Here is a 17,902-nt window from a genome sequence, read left to right as displayed (position 1 = left end):
CTCCTATTCGTAAAAGCGTACCAGGTCATCGACTTTCACCGATTGGCCCGTGCGGATCGATTTGTTGGCAGCAATGCCCGTCAGGATGGAACGCGCGCCGTCAATGTGGTTAGCCGCGCGATTAAAGCGGTCTTCCACCGGAACGCCGAAAATATCATTGAGCAGAACCGGATCGCCGCCGCCATGACCGCCTTCGCCTTCTTCGAACTCCGCCGTGTAGGCTTCGCCAAACATCGGGAACACGATGATGTTAACGCCTTGAACCGCCCCTTCCAAGGCTTTGTCCCCGCCGGAGTTGACATAGGACTGTTCGATTACCGTCATTTCGATGCGGCCTTTTGTACCGTTGAACGCAATCCGGTAGCCTTCCCAAGGCAGGTATGCATTAAGCGAATACGTCAGCAGAGCTTTATTCTTGTAGCGGACCAACACGCTCATCGTGTCTTCGATCGAGATGCCGTCGCCGAATACGCTTTGGTCGCGGCGGTAGCCGTCTTCTTTCTCCGCGTCGTAATACATCGCTTTCAAATGCTCGTTGTTGTCGAGCGGAAGCGCAAACGGATCATTCTCTGCGTTTGGATTGCCTGTCGCACGGTCGTAGAACTTCGTAACGCCGCGCTTCTCGGCATTTTCCCGGCCGTAGAACAGCAGGTCGCCCATCGCGAACACCGTATCCGGCTCCGAACCAATCCAGAAGTTTACAAGATCGAAGTGATGCGTCGATTTGTGGACAAGGAGTCCTCCGCTGTTGCGTTTGTCGCGGTGCCATCTGCGGAAGTAGTCCGCGCCGTGCTGCGTATTTAGCAGCCATTCGAAGTGCACGGAGGTTACGTCGCCAATGGTACCGTTCTCAATAAGCTCGCGGGCTTTGGTATGATGCGGAGCATAACGGTAGTTAAACGTTACGCGCACCTGACGGCCCGTCCGCTCAACCGCGTCCAGAATATCTTGGCATTTCTCTTCGTCTACCGTCATCGGTTTCTCCGTAATCACATCGCAGCCTAGCTCGAGAGCACGGATAATATATTGATGATGCGTGCGGTCAACCGTCGTAACGATTACAAATTGCGGTTTGATCTCCTCGATCATGCGTTCGAATTCGTCGCTCTTGTACGTCTTCACGGCCGGGTAATCGTACTTGTCCTGCAGAAGCTTGTTCGCGTAGTCCATGCGGGTCTGGTTAATATCGCAAAAGGCAAGCAGCTCGGATGTTTCCCGGTAGGTTGTGGCAATCGCCCCATAGAAAAATTCCGCGCGCCCCCCGGTTCCGACTTGCACGTACGTTTTCTTGTTAGACATTGGTTTGTACATCTCCTTACTGGCTGGTATTGGATTTCCTATATTCAAAATGTACAGCAATATCTGCTCAATCTCTCCGCAATCTATGCTAGAATTAAATCTATACCGCATATTTTGTCATTCGGGGGTCTTTGATCATGCATTTAAGCAACGAACTATTCTATGGGGATTCGGAAGATCTTTTCTTTCTGGAATATAACAAGCGCAAGGGCCATTTCACGATGTCCGTCGAGCATATCCACGGGCAATACGAGCTCTACTATCTGTTCAGTGGGGAACGGCAGTATTTCATTAAAGACCGCAAATATCCGATTGCCGCAGGGGATCTGGTGCTTATTCCAGCCAATGAACTGCACAAAACCTCGGATACCGGCGTTCCAAACCATGCGAGAGTCGTCCTCTATTACAACGAAAAATATTTCGAGCAATACGGCAAAAAAGAAGCCGAGCTGCTTCTATCCCCTTTCCTTGGCTCGCGCCGGGTTTTCCGGCTTGCCCATCAGGAGCGCCTTCGCTTTGAGCAGCTGCTGTACGGTCTTCTCCAGGAGGTGCAGGAGCGTCCTCCTGGACATGAAATGCCGATTCGCCATGCCGTTGCCGAATCCCTGCTGTTCGCTGCGCGCCACGCGATTCAGACCGAACCGGAGCCAAGCGACGGCTCCGTCCCTCCTTCCCCCGCGGCTGCCAAAGCGATGGAGATCGCAAGCTACGTGGCCGACCATTTCCGAGAACCGCTGACGCTTGACGGTTTAAGCAGGCAGTTCCATCTCAGCGCCAGTTATTTGAGCCGCACGTTCAAGAAGTATACCGGCTTCGGACTGACGGAATATATCGGCATTACCCGGGTGAAGAAAGCACAGCAGCAGCTTCGCGAAACGGATGAACGAATTACCGAAATCGCGGCGGATGTCGGATTTGAAAGCCTGTCTCAGTTCGAGCGCGTATTCAAGACCCATATCCGGCTCTCGCCCCGCGACTACCGGAACCAATACGGGCAAAAGGGATAATTGCTTTAGCACAAAAATATCCTTCGGCTTTTTGGCTTGCCTTAAGGTATAATAGAAGCCTTGCATCACGATTTAACATCCGGGAGTCTATAACATCGATGAAATCACTATCGCAATATCCGAAAGAAATTAAAGTGTTCCTGCTCGCCAGTCTTATTAATGCCATTGGCAGCGCGCTGATGTGGCCGCTTGTTACGATGTTCGTCTTCGACCAGCTTGGGCGATCCATGTCCGACGCCGGGCTCGTCATTCTCGTGCAGTCTATCGGCGGGATTGCGGGACAACTGCTCGGGGGCGCGCTTTACCACCGGGTTGGCGTCAAGAAGCTGATTATCGGCGCACTCGCCTTAAATGCCGCGGGACTGCTGCTTCTGCCGGCTTTAAGTGATGCCTGGACCGTATTTATCGTCATGATGGGCCTTATCGGGCTGTTTAATGCCTTATCGATGCCTGCTATCCAGGCCTTTATCGGCTTCCGATTTGCCAAGCAGCGCGGAGAGCTCTTCAACATCGTCTATATCGCCAACAATATCGGCGTGGCGGTTGGCACGGCGCTAAGCGGCTTTTTGGCCGACGTCTCCTATTCGCTCAGCTTTGTGCTTAACGGCGTTACATCCGGCGTGTTCGCCTTGTTCTTCCTCTTCTATCTGCAGCGGGTTGGGACAGGCGGCGGGGATCATTCAGCGGAACTGTTGAGGAAAAAACGCGATGCCGGCGGCGCAACCTTATGGCAGCTTGTTACCGACGTCCGGCTCTATTTGTTTATGGCACTGGGAGGAATGCTGATCAACCTCGGCAACAGCATCTGGAATACCGGCGTATCTCCGTTTATTATCGAGCACGGCATGTCGAAGCAAATGTTCGGCTATCTTTGGACGCTTAACGGCATTCTGATTTTTGTTGCCCAGCCGGTGACCAATCTGATTAAGAGAGTGGCTGCCAGCTCGGTAAAAGCCCAGCTGACGGCAAGCGCCGTTTTGTACATGAGCGGTTATGTCGTCATACTGATCATGCACAGCTTCCCCGGCATGGTGCTTGGCATGATTCTGACTACATTAGGCGAGATGCTGATCGCGCCCGCCATACCGGCCTTTCTAACCGGGAATAGCGGCAAAAATGCCCCATTTTATCTAGGCTTGACCGGCGGAATCGGGTCGGCTGGACGGGTTATCGGTCCTTATATGATGGGCGGGCTTTACGATGGCGGCGGATTAACGCCGGTCGCTTGGCTTGCCGTAATTACGGCCGCTGTCTCGGTAGGCTCTTTCCTGGTTCATTCCTTGGTCAACAAGGAGAATCGGGCACCCGCAAGTGCCGCGCAATCGAGAAGCATAAGCGCATCCTGAGAAAAGGCTTGAACCTGTAACGGTTCAAGCCTTTTTAATTACTAATGTATATTTAGGAAAGAAACGTAGTTAACCGGCAAAACCGTTCATATGTATGATATGTGCAATCATAAAATCCGTTGTTTCTGCCCTCATTAAACTAAAATGATACGATCTCGAGGGGGTGATACCAATTCCTCTTGTCACTCGTGCAACCTTTAACGCAACCGGAGCAATTACCTTTACCGGGAATACGCTTGGGTTAAGCCGTTCCGATACGGCTGGCGTTCCGGGAACGCTGGATAGCATAGGCGCTTTTTCAACGATAAATACCGCATCTGTTTTCGGTACATATCCTGCAGGCACAACAAGCGCTTTTGCCAGTAATAGCGCCTCTGCCGTTTTGACTTTGCCGGCGGGCAGTACCATCCTGTACGCCGAGCTGATCTGGGGCGGCTCTTATATTAACGGCACGACGGATCTAAGCGCGTTCATAAATAACCCGGTTACCTTCACAACGCCGGCCGGAACGTTTACGGTCTCGCCGGATGCCGCAACAAGCAATCAGGTCAACCTGGGCAACGGCGCCTCTGCTTACGTCCGGTCAAATAATGTAACTTCGCTTATTTCGCAAGGCGGCGCGGGAACTTATACGACCGGCAATGTGGTTGGTACCATTGTGATTAATAACGATTCTACCGCCAATCATTGCGGCTGGACGTTAGGCGTTATCTATCAGAATCCGTCTCTGCCTTTCCGCAACATGTCGCTGCGCGCCGGCGCGGTGCTTGTGCAGGCCGATTCCGGGCCGGTGTCCACCACTTTGACCGGATTCGCAACCCCAATCTCCGGTACGCTGGGAGGAAGAGCTTTATTCAGCGCCCAGGAAGGCGACGCCAACCGGACCGGCGACCAGGCATTATTCGGCCCAACCTCTGCAACTACCGTTGCCTTATCCGGCCCGAACAACTTTGCGAACAACTTTTTTGCATCCCAGATCAACAACGATACCGGCAACCTGAACACAACGGGCACCTTCGGCAGCCGCAACCAGACGAACGGCGCTCCGGGAACGAATATTATCGGCGGCCGGCAAGGGTGGGATATCACGAACGTCGACGTATCCGCGCGTCTCGTCAATAACCAATCATCCGCCGTCCTGACATTGACTACCTCCGGCGATGCTTATGTCGTTAATGGCAATGCCATCCAGATCAATATTAACTCGCCTACCATAAACGTTGTAAAAAGCGCAAGCGTCGCCGGCGCGGTAGTCGGCGATACCATTACGTATACGGTTACGGTCAGCAACACGGGTACGGCAAATGCGGCCAGCGTTGTTCTCACCGATGCTTTGCCAGCTGGTCTCACCTTCGTAAGCGGAAGCGTTACCGTGGGAGGCATTCCACGGCCCACTTACGATATCATTGCCGGTGCACCGCTCGGAGCCTTAAACATCAACAGTTCCGTTGTTGTTACTTACAGGGCAGTCGTCAGCTCGCTTCCGGGCACTTTCCTGCTGCCAAACAGCGCGAAAGCCGCTTTTACCTTCCAGATGGTGGCTGGCGGCGACAATATTACAGGAGTTATTCCTTCCAATACGGTATCCGTGCCCGTCTATTCGCCGATTATCGGCATTACCAAAAGCTCGAACCGTACGACCGCCACCGTGGGCAGTACGGTTACTTATACCTTGCTTGTTGCAAATACCGGCAATAGAGCCGCTACTGTAACGCTAACGGATAACATTCCGACGGGAAGCTCCTTTATCACCGGGACTTTCCGGGTTAACGGCGTGGTCGTTGTTGGCGCGAACCCTGCCGCCGGCGTCGCGATCGGATCCGTTGCCGCAGGCGCCACGTCTACCGTTACCTTTGACGTGCAGGTCAATTCTTTGCCGTCTCCGCCGCAATTCGTGGACCAAGGCACGGCGGTTTATACGTTTACGCCGCCGGACGGGCGGACCATTTCCGGCTCTGCCGCATCCAACACGCTAACGCTTCCCGTATCGCTTCCGAGCATAACTCTAACCAAATCCGTGAATGTAACGGATGTTGCCGTAGGAGAAACGCTCACTTATACTTCGGTCATTACGAATAACGGAACGGAAGCCGTTACGAATGTGACGCTGACGGATGTGCTCCCTGCGGGAGCAACCTTTGTTGCGGGCAGCGTAACGATCGGCGGCTCGCCGAATACAACGGCGAATCCGGCAACCGGCATTGCGGTCGGAACCGTGGCGGCCAACAGTTCAACCACGGTTACCCTGCAAGCATTAGTCAGCTCCTTGCCGGCAAGCGCGCAGCTGGTCAATCGTTCAAACGTTTCATACAGCGTCGGTACCTTCTCGGGGACTGCCGCTTCCAACAATACAACAACGCCGGTTTACCAGCCTGTTATTCCGCTGACCAAGTCAGCCGGTACAACTGCTGCTACGGTTGGCGATACCGTTACGTACACCATCCTTGCCCGGAATACCGGAAATCTGGCCGCAACCGTAACCTTGTTTGACAATATCCCTGCCGGTTCAAGCTTTATCCCGGGCTCGGTGACGATTAACGGCGCTGCCAGCCCCGCATCCTCGCCGTTAACGGGCATCGCAATCGGCAGTCTGGCGCCTAATGCCCAGACGACCATTACATTCCAGACGCTTCTGAACACTTTACCGTCACCGCCCGTTTTGAATGACCAGGCAACATCAACCTACTCCTATACCTTGCCAAGCGGCAGGACGTTAAACGGCAGCAGCAGCTCCAATACCGTGTCCATAACCGCTTCCTCGCCAAATGTCACCGTATCCAAATCGGTCAGCGATACCGCTGCGGCCGTTCAGGACGTACTCACTTATACCGTGCTTGTCACGAATAACGGGATTGCACCGGTAACGAGCGTTGTATTGTCCGACCCCATACCGCAAGGAGCAGCCTTTGTTTCAGGCAGCGTTACAATTAACGGAACGCCTTCGTCACTCGCTAATCCAAACGCCGGTATTTCGCTAGGCTCAATTAGTGCCGGGGCAACCGTTACGGTGGCCTTTCAGATTCGCGTCACATCGCTGCCTTCGTCCGGCAGTTTAAGCAATGCCGCAAGCGCAGCTTTTACTTCCGGCGCCTTTACCCGCAGCTCCACGTCGAATACCGTTACGACGCCGGTCTCGCAAGCCGTTGTTGCGGTAAGCAAATCGGCTAGTACCTCCAATGCAACCGTTGGAGATACGTTCTCTTACAACTTCACCTTAGCCAATACGGGAAATACTGCCGCAAACGCAACATTGACGGATACCGTTCCGAGTGGAGCCGTATTTATCGATAACAGCGTTCTTATTAACGGAGTACCTACTCCTAACGTCAGTCCGGCGACCGGCATTCCGGTTGGCCTTATCCCTGCCGGAGGATCAGCAACGGTAAGTTACGTCGTAAACATTGTTTCTTATCCGGCCAGCAGGCAGCTGGTCAATCAGGCAAGCGCGGCTTATTCGTTCACGCTGGCGAACGGACGTGTCATTAACCGCTCCGCCTTTTCCAATACGGTTACGGTTCAAGTTGCGCTGCCGAATGTTGCCCTAGTAAAAAGCGCCAGCCGAACCGTTGTAGTCACCGGCGATACCATGCTCTTCACATCCGTTCTGACCAATAACGGCATCGCGGCGGTGAACAACATTGTTTTGCGTGACCCGCTTCAATCAAATGCGGCTTTTGTACCCGGAAGCGTGTTGGTTCAAAATGTTTCCCAGCCGGCAGCCTCACCCGAAGCCGGCATATCACTCGGTAGCCTGGCGCCAGGAGCATCGGTTACCGTATCATTCGAGGTGATGATAACGATGGCAATTCCTACACAGATTACGAACCAATCGACCGCCAGCTTTACTTCCGGCACCTTCTCGGCAACATCCGCATCCAACACGACGGTTACGCCGGTCACACAGCCGCAAATCGCGGTCGTCAAAAGCGCCAGCACCGGCAATGCCACCTTGGGCGACTCCATTATTTATACTTTAGTCGTCTCCAATACGGGCAATCTGGCAGCGGCGACAATTGTAACGGACACGATTCCCACGGGCACAACCTTTACCGAGAATAGCGTTATCGTAAACGGAATGCCGATGCCGGGCATTTCCCCCGTTACCGGCATTGACATCGGTTCTCTGGCTCCGGGCGCAACCGCTACCGTTACCTTTGGGGTAGTGGTTACCTCCCTTCCTTCGCCGCAAACGTTAAGCAATACGGGAACGGCTTCCTATTCGTATACGCCAGCGGATGGCCGGACATTAACGGGCTCCGTCAACTCCAATACGGTCACCTTCCCGGTATCGGCACCGAATGTCGGAGTAGCCTTAAGCGCGAATTATACCGTCGTAACCGTCGGCGATACCATCACTTATACGGCCGTTATTACGAATAGCGGGATTGAAACGGTAAACAACGTTCAGTTTACCGATCCTCCCCCTGCGGGAACGTCATTTATACCCGGAACCGTTACGATTAATGGCACGCCGGCCCCTGGAGCAAGCCCTATAGGCGGTATTCCGGTTGCCTCTATACCGCCAGGCGGTACGGTCACGATTACGTTTAACAATAGCGTTAACAGCGTTCCGGATCCTGCAATCTTTAACAATACGGCTTCGGTTACCTTTACTTCGGGAGCGTTCTCCGGTACGGCCTTCTCGAATACGGAATCGACGCCGGTTGATCTGCCTGTTATTTCTCTTGCAAAAAGCTCCAGCACGTCGAATGCTTCAGTCGGCCAGACGGTCACTTACACGTTAATTGTAACGAATACGGGGAATTATCCGGCTAACGTAACCGTAACCGATAATATTCCCGCCGGTACCTCCTTTGTGCCAAACAGCGCCCTGGTGGGAGGCAATCCCGTGCCCGGTGCCGACCCGGTAACAGGAATTCCGGCTGGCTCCGTAGCGGCTGGAGCATCGGTCAACGTGATGTTCTCGGTCGTTATCGATTCCCTGCCGACGCCTCAACAACTATCCAATACCGGCTCGGCCGGCATTGCTTATACGCTTCCGGACGGCAGGGTCTTTAACCAGACAGCCGTGTCCAATACGGTTACTTTCCCGGTCTCCGCGCCGAATGCCACGGTTGTCAAAAGCACGCCGTCTACCGCCGTTTCGGTTGGTGATACGGTCACTTATACGACAACCGTCACGAACAGCGGCATCGCGACGATATCGAACGTCCTGTTCACCGACCCGATCCCAGCCGGCTCCAGTTTTGTTCCGAGCTCCCTTACCGTTGACGGCGTTACGAGACCGGCGGCTAATCCGGCAACGGGCGTTATTATAGACGCGATCAGCCCGGGAGCGACTACAACCATTGTATTTAATGTCCTTGTGACGTCATTGCCTTCGCCGGCTGTGCTGAACAATCAATCTTCCGTTACGTTCACATCCGGTACGTTCTCGGGAGTTACCTTCTCTAATATCGTGTCAACGCCGGTCTACCAACCGATTCTTAGCGCGGTCAAATCAGGAAATACATCCAATGCCACGGTTGGCGATACGGTTGCGTATACGGTAGCAATCGCCAATACCGGCAACTACGGCGCGAATATAGTTCTGACCGATACGATACCAGCCGGCACGGTCTTTGTACCCAATACCGTCATTGTAAACAATCAGTCAGTACCGGGCGCCGATCCGTCTACCGGCATTCCGCTCGGCAATGTAACGACTTCGTCAACCGTCACCTTCTCCGTTCTAATCCAGTCGTTACCGCCGGGACAACAGCTTACGAACCAAGCTTCCGCGACATACTCTTATACGCTGCCGGACGGCCGTACGTTAAACGGATCCTTCGCTTCCAATACGCTGGTTATACAAGTATCCGCACCAAACGTTGCGGTAGTTAAATCGGTTCCGGTTACGACAGCCGTGGTAGGCGATACCGTTCCCTATACAATCGGGGTAACCAATAACGGTATTGCGCCAATCAATAACGTTGTTGTTGTTGACGCGATCCCGGCAGGTGCGGTATTTGTAGCCAATAGCGTAACCGTAGACGGCCTTCCGCGTCCCGGCGCGTCGCCGGCCGCAGGTATTTCGCTTAACACCATTGCTCCGGGCGTAACGTCAACCGTCACGTTTAATCTGACGATCACGTCGCTGCCTTCGCCGGCTCAGCTTAGCAACCAAGCGAGCGCAACCTTTACTTCCGGCGCTTTCTCAGGATCGGCGTTCTCCAATACCGTAGTTCTGCCGGTGTATCAAGCGATTATCGGAATTCAAAAAACGGCCAATACGTCCAACGCTACGGTTGGAGATACCGTTACCTATAGCCTGGTTGTAAGCAATACCGGAAATCTTCCGGCACAGGTTACGATTACGGACCCGTCTCCAACCGGCGGCGCATTTGTGCCAAACAGCGTGCTCGTTAACGGCGTGCCGCAGCCTGGCGCTAATCCTTCTTCCGGCTTCTCCATCGGTACCGTTAACCCGGGTCAGACCGTGGTGGTATCCGTATCGTATGAGGTGGTTATCCAGACGCTGCCGCCTTCCCAGCAGCTCGTCAATACGGCAAGCGGCGACTATTCGTATGCGGTACCGGACGGCAGAACGATCACCGGTTCGGTCAATTCAAATACGCTGTCGATTCCGGTATCTTCGCCGGATGTATCCGTTGTGAAGAGCACCAACGCAATCGATGCCGTAGTCGGCGACGTTATTACGTATACGATTCTCGTTTCTAACCTTGGCATAAGCCCTGTCAACAGCGTTATTCTGGTCGACCCTGTTCCAACAGGCACCGTATTTGTGCCGGGCAGCGTAACGTTGAATAGTAATCCGCTGCCTGCGGGCAACCCGAATACCGGCATCTCCATCGGAACGATTGCAAACGGCGCTACGGCAACCGTAACCTTTAACGTACAGGTGGTTGCGATATGACCCCGCCCAATGACTTCAAGCTGCTGAACCAGACTCATGTCCGGTTCAGCAGCGGCATTTATGATGGAGTTGCCTATTCCAATACGGTCCAGACGCCGCTTGTCGGTCCCATTATTACGGCGAATAAGTCCGCTTTCCCGCAGAAATTAAACCGGGATCAAACCGTCACTTTTACCATTCTTATTTCCAATACCGGTAACCGTCCTGCGTCCATGCAGCTGCAGGACTTGCTTCCGGCCGGTTTGTCTTTTATTCCGAACAGCGTTCTGCTGGATGGCTCCCCTTTGCCGGGAGCCTCGCCGCAGACTGGCATTCCGCTTGGAACGATTCAGGTTGGCAGCACCATCCAGGTTAATTTTCAAGCTATTGTAATCTTCATACCCGATTCGCATGTATTCCACAATGAAGCGGCAGTACTCTACTCCTTCTCTACTCCTGATGGCAGAGTCGTATCGGATTCCGTATTATCCAATAAAATTACACTTGTAGTAGTGCCGTTTCAACTGGATGCGCACGCCAGCTTGAGTACGCCGGTCACCTTCCTCGGCGATGTCGTCTTCTATGATTTGATCGTTCGAAACGACGGTTTGCTTCCGATGGAAAACGTAATCGCATATCTGCCGCTGCCCGAAGGATTTGAATTCGTACCGGGCAGCGTTGTTATCGATGGCGTGCTTGTGCCTTGGATTGATCCGGCCTCCGGCATCTATATCGGATACCTGGCACCGGGCGCGGTTATATCCATCCGGGTAGCTATCCGGCTTGCCGCAATGCCTGCCGAGACGCGTGTGCCGTTCCAAGCGACTATCGAGTATACCGTTAACGGCACGGTGTACCGCGCGCTGGCCAATCTGCTTATCTTGAATATTACAGACCCTTCCTTATCCGTTAGCTTAGCAGTAGATCCTGCAATGGCGCCTGCTTGCTCCAGTCTGACTTATACGGTTACCGTTAACAACGAGAACACCTTTGCCGTTGACCTCTTTCTGATTCGCCTTATTCCGCAAGGAACCGATTTTCTTCCGGATAGCATAATGGTGGACGGTTTGCCCCGCAAAGGAACGAATCCGTCTTCGGGTCTCCCGTTAGGTACTTTATTAGCCGGATCAACTGCCGTCATTACTTATCAGGTCACCATCCGGACGGCAAATTCTCAAATTCCGAATCAAGTAGAAGCCATCTACACTTATAGACTGACCGATGGACGGTTAGTCAGGCAAAATGCCGTGTCCAACCCTGTAGTTACCCGCATCTTTGCGGCGGTTATTTCCGTTCAGGCAACAGCAGAGCCCATGTATTACGAAGCGGAGCGCTCGGTCCATTTTACCGCCTACGTGCAAAATACGGGGAATCTCGCAGCGGTCGTCACCTTATACCGCACGGATTATCCGAAGGGCTTCTACCTGCTTGATCCTCAAATCAACGATAATCAGGTTCCTTCCTTTACCGTTGCGGAAGGCGCGAGTCTAGGCTTAATAGCACCCGGTCAAACGGTTAAGGTTAGCTACTGGATTTACGTGTCCGACTCGGAGGAAATAGAGAACGAATCCCTTACCCAAGTAGCTACGCGATACACAGCCCGTTTCAACTATACCTATGATGACAATACCTGCAGCGGCGAAAGCCAATCCAATGAACTGATCCTGCCGGTTGATCATGATATCGAATAAAAAAAGCAGAGGCTGCGGCAGCCTCTGCTTTTCCTTTTGTTATTCCGCTGTAGGATCAATATTGCATTCTTCAAGCTTTAATACTTTGGTTTTGTACTTCCATTTGTATCCGAGCCAAATCGCAAGGAAGAACGGAATTCCGATATAAGAAGCAAGCATAAACGTCCAGTCTACCTTGCCGTCCGTAAAGGCGCTGAAGCTTTGACCGATAATGACGATCATGCACATGACGCCTGCCAGAATCGGACCAAACGGATACCAAAGCGAACGGTACGGCAGATCCTCCACTTTCCGGCCTTGCGCCACATAAGCTTTGCGGAACCGGTAATGGCTGATGGCAATGCCGAGCCATGCGATAAAGCCTGACATACCGGATGCGTTAAGCAGCCAGATATACACTTGTCCATCGCCGAAAAAGGAGGCCAGGAAGGCCAGCATGCCAATCGCTGCCGTAGCAAGCAGCGCATAAACCGGAATGCCGCGTTTGTTCAGCCTCGCGAAGATTTTCGGAGCTTTTCCTTCTTTCGCGAGTACCCATAACATACGGGTCGAAGCATACATGCCCGAGTTGCCTGCCGACAATACCGAACTCAGAATGACCGCGTTCATGACGGAAGCGGCGATGCTGAGGCCGGCCTTTTCAAAAATGATAGTGAAAGGACTAGCCGCTACGCTGTCATCCGCAAGCGTGTCTGTCGAGTATGGAATCAACATGCCTACAATAAAGATCGCCAGGATGTAGAACAAGAGAATTCTCCAGAATACGCTGCGGATTGCGCGCGGAACGTTCTCGCGGGGATTCTCGGATTCCCCTGCCGCAATTCCTACAAGCTCCGTTCCTTGGAACGAGAAACCTGCTGCCATACAGATCCCCAGAACCGCAAGCCATCCTCCCGAGATCGGAGCGTCGCCCGCCGTAAAGTTGCTGAAGCCAACCGCGTCGCCTTTCCAGATCCCAACGATCATTAATAAGCCGATACCTATAAATACAATGACGGTAACGATCTTAATCATGGCGAACCAGTATTCGGATTCCCCGTACCCTTTGACCGACAACAGATTAAGACCAACCATTAAAGCCAGGAACAGCGCACTCCATAAGAAGGAAGGACTGTTCGGCAGCCAGAATTTGATAATCAAGGTTGCGGCGGACAGCTCTGCCGCAATCGTAATAGCCCAGTTATACCAGTAGTTCCAGCCAAGCGCAAAGCCGAGGGATGGATCTACGAATCTTGTTGCATACGTACTGAACGTACCGGATACCGGCATGTAGGTCGCCATTTCGCCAAGGCTGGTAACAAGGAAGTATACCATAATGCCTATGATGAAATAACCAAGCAATGCGCCGCCCGGACCAGCGTCATGAATCGCTCCTCCGCTCGCCAGGAACAACCCCGTCCCGATAGAACCTCCCAGGGAAATCATCGCCATATGCCTGGACTTTAGGCCTCTGCGTAATTTGTTCTCTTCTTTCACGAACTCATACTCCCCTTATCAACGTTTCCAATAATGTCACATGAATAGCAGCCTTATAAAGGCAAAAAAAGCCGCCTCTCTTCGCAAAAACAAGAAAGACCGCTTCATCTTCCTCACTTCCAATATCAAGATAGCACAACATATTGCCGTTGATTACAAGCAATATGACAGTTCCGTTCCTGTTCGGAAACGGCCCCAGCCTGCCACGGTCAGTATACCGGACGGCTTCGGCGATGCTGCCTTTCAATCGGGATCGGCGGTCTTACTGGACCTCCCCTGATCTACTCATCAACTACGCGACCTCTACCTCATCGAAATGGATGAGGATTTACTATTTAGTTGGACTGACATTGTCTTATAATAATGACCTCCATCCAAGAAAGCAATGGATAAACGAACCAATTTTCCGCTTTGAACAAACGTTTAAGGTTTACGAGAGAGGAGTTGGCAGACAGTTTACATAATTTCACTTTACGATACCCAAACCTATGAAAAAGGCAGCCTGGATCGGCTGCCTTTCGCTTCTCTTATCCTTTAAGAAGTTTTCCGTTAAACAAAATATTCAACGTGCGAACAAAGAGCACCAGCAATACGATGCTCAGCAAAGCGAGTACGATTACGGCAATCACGGTTAACGGCCATGCATCCGTATATAGCGCGTATTTTAAAGCCGCATTGCTAAGCGCCGCCATCGGGAAGCTTACCCCCCACCAAGAAGCGCCAAACGGTATCGTTTTTTTGAACACTTTAAAGAACAACACAAGGAATAAAAACAGACCGAAGTAAAACAAGACGGACGCAAAAGAGTCAACCCGCTGCTCGAAGTTCGTGTAACCAAGAAATCCAACTTCGAATGGCGCAATCATAATAATCATGGAAGGCGTTAAGCCGGCCGGCAACGGAGCGTGAAGAATCAGCCTGGATAGAATCAAGGTGAAGTAGACTAATGCCACAAACCCGCCGATCGCAAGGGATAACAAGTTAATCTCGTGTGCCCAGTGAAAAGGCATTTGCCCGCCGGCAACCGAAATATCCAAGGTTCCCACCACGGGAACCAGCAAGGCTGGAACCATATTTTCCGGGTTATAATTTCCGTTTAGCAAGCGCGCAACGAAAACGAAACTTAGAACGAAAGCAAGTACCGCCCCTATCACCCAAATCACTTGCCCAGCGGTTTGGCTGTAGCTTCCAATAACCGAAGAAAGCAGCAGAATGGCAATCGAAATCGTACCGAAGAAATTTCCCATTACGGGATGGAGAAATTCATTTTTTACTTTCTGCGGGTACAAGAGCCCCTTTACCAAATAGCTGATGCTTAACACGATAAAAATGGCTATGGCCAGAATCCCGCATGCGTCAGCGATAACGGTGGAGGTACCCAGCAGCTTGCTGGCTTCTCTCCAGGCCAGAGACAAACCGGATATCCCCATAACCGATGCAAATAGATTAACGGGCAAAAACTGTATGGAACCAAAACTTCTTTGTTTCTCAACGGCAGTCATGGATTGCATGAAACGGACACCACTTTCTAATGATTTAATGCGGAGTGCAATCTGCTACGCCGATCTCGATCTCCTATTGGCTCATTTTATGAAAATCGCAATGATTGATCAATATCGTTGTTTCTATCGTTATGATAGATAAAATAAATGATTGGTATAAATCCATCATGCGCCGTCAATACTTGGAACACCTTTGCCAGGAAACGGAGAATACAGCATGCAAGGAACCGAGAAAATTACGGGAAATCAATTAGGCTTCTTAATATTTACGTTCATCATCTCCACGAACTTATTAACCGTACCTTCCTTTATGGTTATGTTTGGCAAGCAAGACGCTTGGTTGTCTGCCCTGATCGCGCCTATTACGGGAGTTGTTTGCATCTTCGTTATGATTGAACTCGCGAACCGATACCCGGGACAAACCGTTACGCAATACAGTTCGAAGATTCTAGGTAAAGGCTTGGGAAAGTTGGTAGCGGCCAACTACGTTTATTATTGGTTTGTATCGATTACGACCATTACGATGCAGCACACGGGATTTATCAGTACGTTACTGCTTCCGACAAGCCCTACCCTTATCATTAGTCTGACGTTTCTCGTCATTTGCGGACTGGCTGCTCAGCTTGGTATTGAAGTTATCGCCAGAAGCACTGAATTCCTAACCGTACTGCTACTCGTTTTTTTCATTCCGCTCTTGATTCTGACTATAAAAGAGGCTAATTTTAACGAAATTAAGCCGATATTAAGCGGCGGCATCTATCCGGTCCTTCAAGGTGCAGTCAACCCGGCAGGAGGGTTTATGAACCAGCTCTTTATATTGGGATGGCTTCTTCCCTATTTAAATCAGCCTAAGGCTGCCCGCAAGGTTTCCTTTATAGCGCTCTCCGGCGTTACTCTGCTCTCCGTAAGCATCGTATCCCTTACGATTATGATCTTTGGACCGCTAACGAGCAAACTGACCTATTCTTTTTTGAGCGTTGTCCAATATATCGGAGTCGAGGGCTCTTTCGAGCGGCTGGAGGCGATTGCGGTTTCCACGTGGGTGATTGGTTGTTTCGTAAAGGTTTCGGTATCCATGTTTATTTTAAGCCTCTGCGTGAGCCAGTTATTTGGGCTGCGTACTTACCGAAGCTTGATTTATCCGCTTACGCTGCTATCTTTGGTCGGATCCGTCTGGATTTTCAAAAATAGCGCCGAGCTTCTCAATTATCTCGCTTTCACTTTTCCTTTGTTGGCTTTCATTAATCAAAGTTTGATTCCTTTAATGCTGCTCTTGGTCGATTCCATTAGAAAAAAAGCGGGGCGCTCAATGGTTCAATAGACGCATTCCGATAGGCTCTAGCCAGACTTGAAAAGCGAGGATAAAACTCGGCACCTTTGCATGAGCAAGGAGCAAGGAGCCTATCAGCATGGAAATGAATAAAATCCCTCCGCAAACAATAACTTCCATTGTCTCTTGTTTTCCCCGAAAGGATTTTATAAGGTAAATTAACCAAACAGTCACAAAAAGCACGTAGACAATTATATAGGCAGTCAATGTTTAATCTCCTTCTCGCTTAATTGCAACGGAGGTCCAGCCATTCCGGCTCCGCCAATCGAAAGCTTCACGTCAACGGTGATGTCCGCTTCGGAAAACTTGCTGTCCCATTGCGTTTGAATAGCTTTCCATTCCTTCGGCTTATTCCGGTAAAGCTCCCGCCCTAATCCTACGGCATCCGCGGAAAAGCGCTTCTGAAGCTTCATAATCGCTTCCTGAATTTGTTTTTCCGCTGCCTTCTCCAATGCCTGTTGTACCAGAATTAGATTTTGCGGTCGTGTAACGTCCAGATCCGAATTATTCTCGACAAGAGCGCCTTTTGCTTGCAATAGGATCTTGAATTTTATTTTGTCTCCTGTTAGATCCGATTTGATGGAGCGGTTGGCATGAGTAACAATTATCCCCACATTCCCTTTGCCGTCAGGCAGTTCGGAATTGATTCTGCCATCCTCCATATGATCTCTAGCCCAATTTAATCCATCCGTCTCGTAACTATTCAACAGACCGACTAATTTCATATTTTTATACACGGCAGTCCCCGACAGCTTGAACACACTGGTTTTACTTTTTCCGGTACCTTCCGAATCCGTCTCTATAACCCCCATGATCGGATGAATCCCCTGACTGGAAGACGCCATGAAGAAATCCCGCAAGGTTACGGCGATTTCGCTTTGCTCGATTTCCATCTCTTTGACCGCTTCCATTGGCACTTGGTCAAAAGGATATTGCGCTTCCAGAACCTGTCTTGCTTCTCCCCCTTTTACAGCCATTATATACGTTCTCAGACGTTGGCGCGGATCATGCGCGAATACGTCAAGGACATCGTTAATCCCTTGCCGGCCCAGCGATTCGCCAATAAAAATCACGCTGCGGTGAGAGGTGAACAGCCTTCGCGAGCTCTTCTTCTGAATCTTCACAAACGCTTCGCTGACATTTTTTCCAGTGGCGGACAAGACAAAGAACTTTTTGGGCTGATCGCTCATCCCTGCCGACTGTGAAGCGGAGGGTATCGCAAATTGCAGGGTCAACAGACTTTCCCCGCTCTCAGTCAAATCAAACGCAGACCCCGTAATAAAGGCAAGATCGTTGATTTCCGTACGGTCCCAACAACCGCTAGTTAGGAGGATGGGCAAGATCAAGCAAATTCGCAGCAATCGTTTCATATCGGATCCTTTCTCTTTCTTCGCG

The 17,902-nt window shown here is 51.4% G+C and carries 9 protein-coding genes and 1 riboswitch; of the genes, 5 read left to right on the top strand and 4 right to left on the bottom strand.

Going from position 1 to position 17,902, the window contains the following annotated elements:
* Nucleotides 1-3: 3 nt before the first annotated feature.
* Nucleotides 4-1,299, bottom strand: a complete 1,296-nt coding sequence (locus CFI03_RS20860) for a Gfo/Idh/MocA family protein (RefSeq protein WP_248759239.1) — start codon at nt 1,297-1,299, stop codon at nt 4-6.
* 137 nt (nt 1,300-1,436) lie between these two features.
* Here CFI03_RS20860 and CFI03_RS20855 point away from each other — a divergent pair, with 137 nt between their 5' ends.
* The 4 genes from CFI03_RS20855 to CFI03_RS20840 all read left to right on the top strand — a co-directional run bounded on the left by CFI03_RS20855 (nt 1,437) and on the right by CFI03_RS20840 (nt 12,199).
* Nucleotides 1,437-2,306, top strand: a complete 870-nt coding sequence (locus tag CFI03_RS20855) for an AraC family transcriptional regulator (RefSeq protein ID WP_248759237.1) — start codon at nt 1,437-1,439, stop codon at nt 2,304-2,306.
* Between the two features lie 98 nt (nt 2,307-2,404).
* On the top strand, nt 2,405-3,652 hold the full coding sequence (locus CFI03_RS20850) for an MFS transporter (RefSeq protein ID WP_248759229.1): 1,248 nt from the start codon (nt 2,405-2,407) through the stop codon (nt 3,650-3,652).
* A 163-nt stretch (nt 3,653-3,815) separates the two neighbouring features.
* Nucleotides 3,816-10,529 carry a DUF7507 domain-containing protein gene (locus tag CFI03_RS20845; protein WP_248759225.1) on the top strand — a complete coding sequence of 2,238 codons (6,714 nt, stop codon included), beginning with the start codon at nt 3,816-3,818 and terminating at the stop codon, nt 10,527-10,529.
* Nucleotides 10,526-12,199, top strand: coding sequence for a DUF11 domain-containing protein (locus CFI03_RS20840; protein WP_248759223.1), 1,674 nt, complete (start codon nt 10,526-10,528; stop codon nt 12,197-12,199). Before CFI03_RS20845 ends, CFI03_RS20840 begins: the two co-directional genes overlap by 4 nt.
* A gap of 39 nt (nt 12,200-12,238) precedes the next feature.
* Here CFI03_RS20840 and CFI03_RS20835 read toward each other — a convergent pair whose 3' ends face one another.
* On the bottom strand, nt 12,239-13,630 hold the full coding sequence (locus CFI03_RS20835; RefSeq protein ID WP_244935520.1) for an amino acid permease: 1,392 nt from the start codon (nt 13,628-13,630) through the stop codon (nt 12,239-12,241).
* 168 nt (nt 13,631-13,798) lie between these two features.
* Nucleotides 13,799-13,989: riboswitch (Lysine riboswitch) on the bottom strand.
* Between the two features lie 213 nt (nt 13,990-14,202).
* Nucleotides 14,203-15,186, bottom strand: coding sequence for an SLAC1 anion channel family protein (locus CFI03_RS20830; RefSeq protein ID WP_248759221.1), 984 nt, complete (start codon nt 15,184-15,186; stop codon nt 14,203-14,205).
* A 208-nt stretch (nt 15,187-15,394) separates the two neighbouring features.
* Between CFI03_RS20830 and CFI03_RS20825 the strand changes: the two genes are divergently transcribed.
* Complete coding sequence (locus CFI03_RS20825) at nt 15,395-16,498, top strand: GerAB/ArcD/ProY family transporter (protein WP_248759218.1); 1,104 nt, start codon at nt 15,395-15,397, stop codon at nt 16,496-16,498.
* A 212-nt stretch (nt 16,499-16,710) separates the two neighbouring features.
* On the opposite strand, the gene CFI03_RS20820 is transcribed toward CFI03_RS20825, so the two are convergent.
* Nucleotides 16,711-17,877 (bottom strand): Ger(x)C family spore germination protein, encoded by a 1,167-nt coding sequence (locus CFI03_RS20820; RefSeq protein ID WP_248759217.1) that lies wholly within the window; start codon nt 17,875-17,877, stop codon nt 16,711-16,713.
* Nucleotides 17,878-17,902 lie beyond the last annotated feature (25 nt).

This window comes from Paenibacillus sp. ATY16, from assembly GCF_003399985.2.
GTDB classification, from domain to species: domain Bacteria; phylum Bacillota; class Bacilli; order Paenibacillales; family Paenibacillaceae; genus Pristimantibacillus; species Pristimantibacillus glycanilyticus.
Note: the sequence above shows the minus strand (reverse complement) of the source record. Positions and strands in the feature narration are given on the sequence as shown.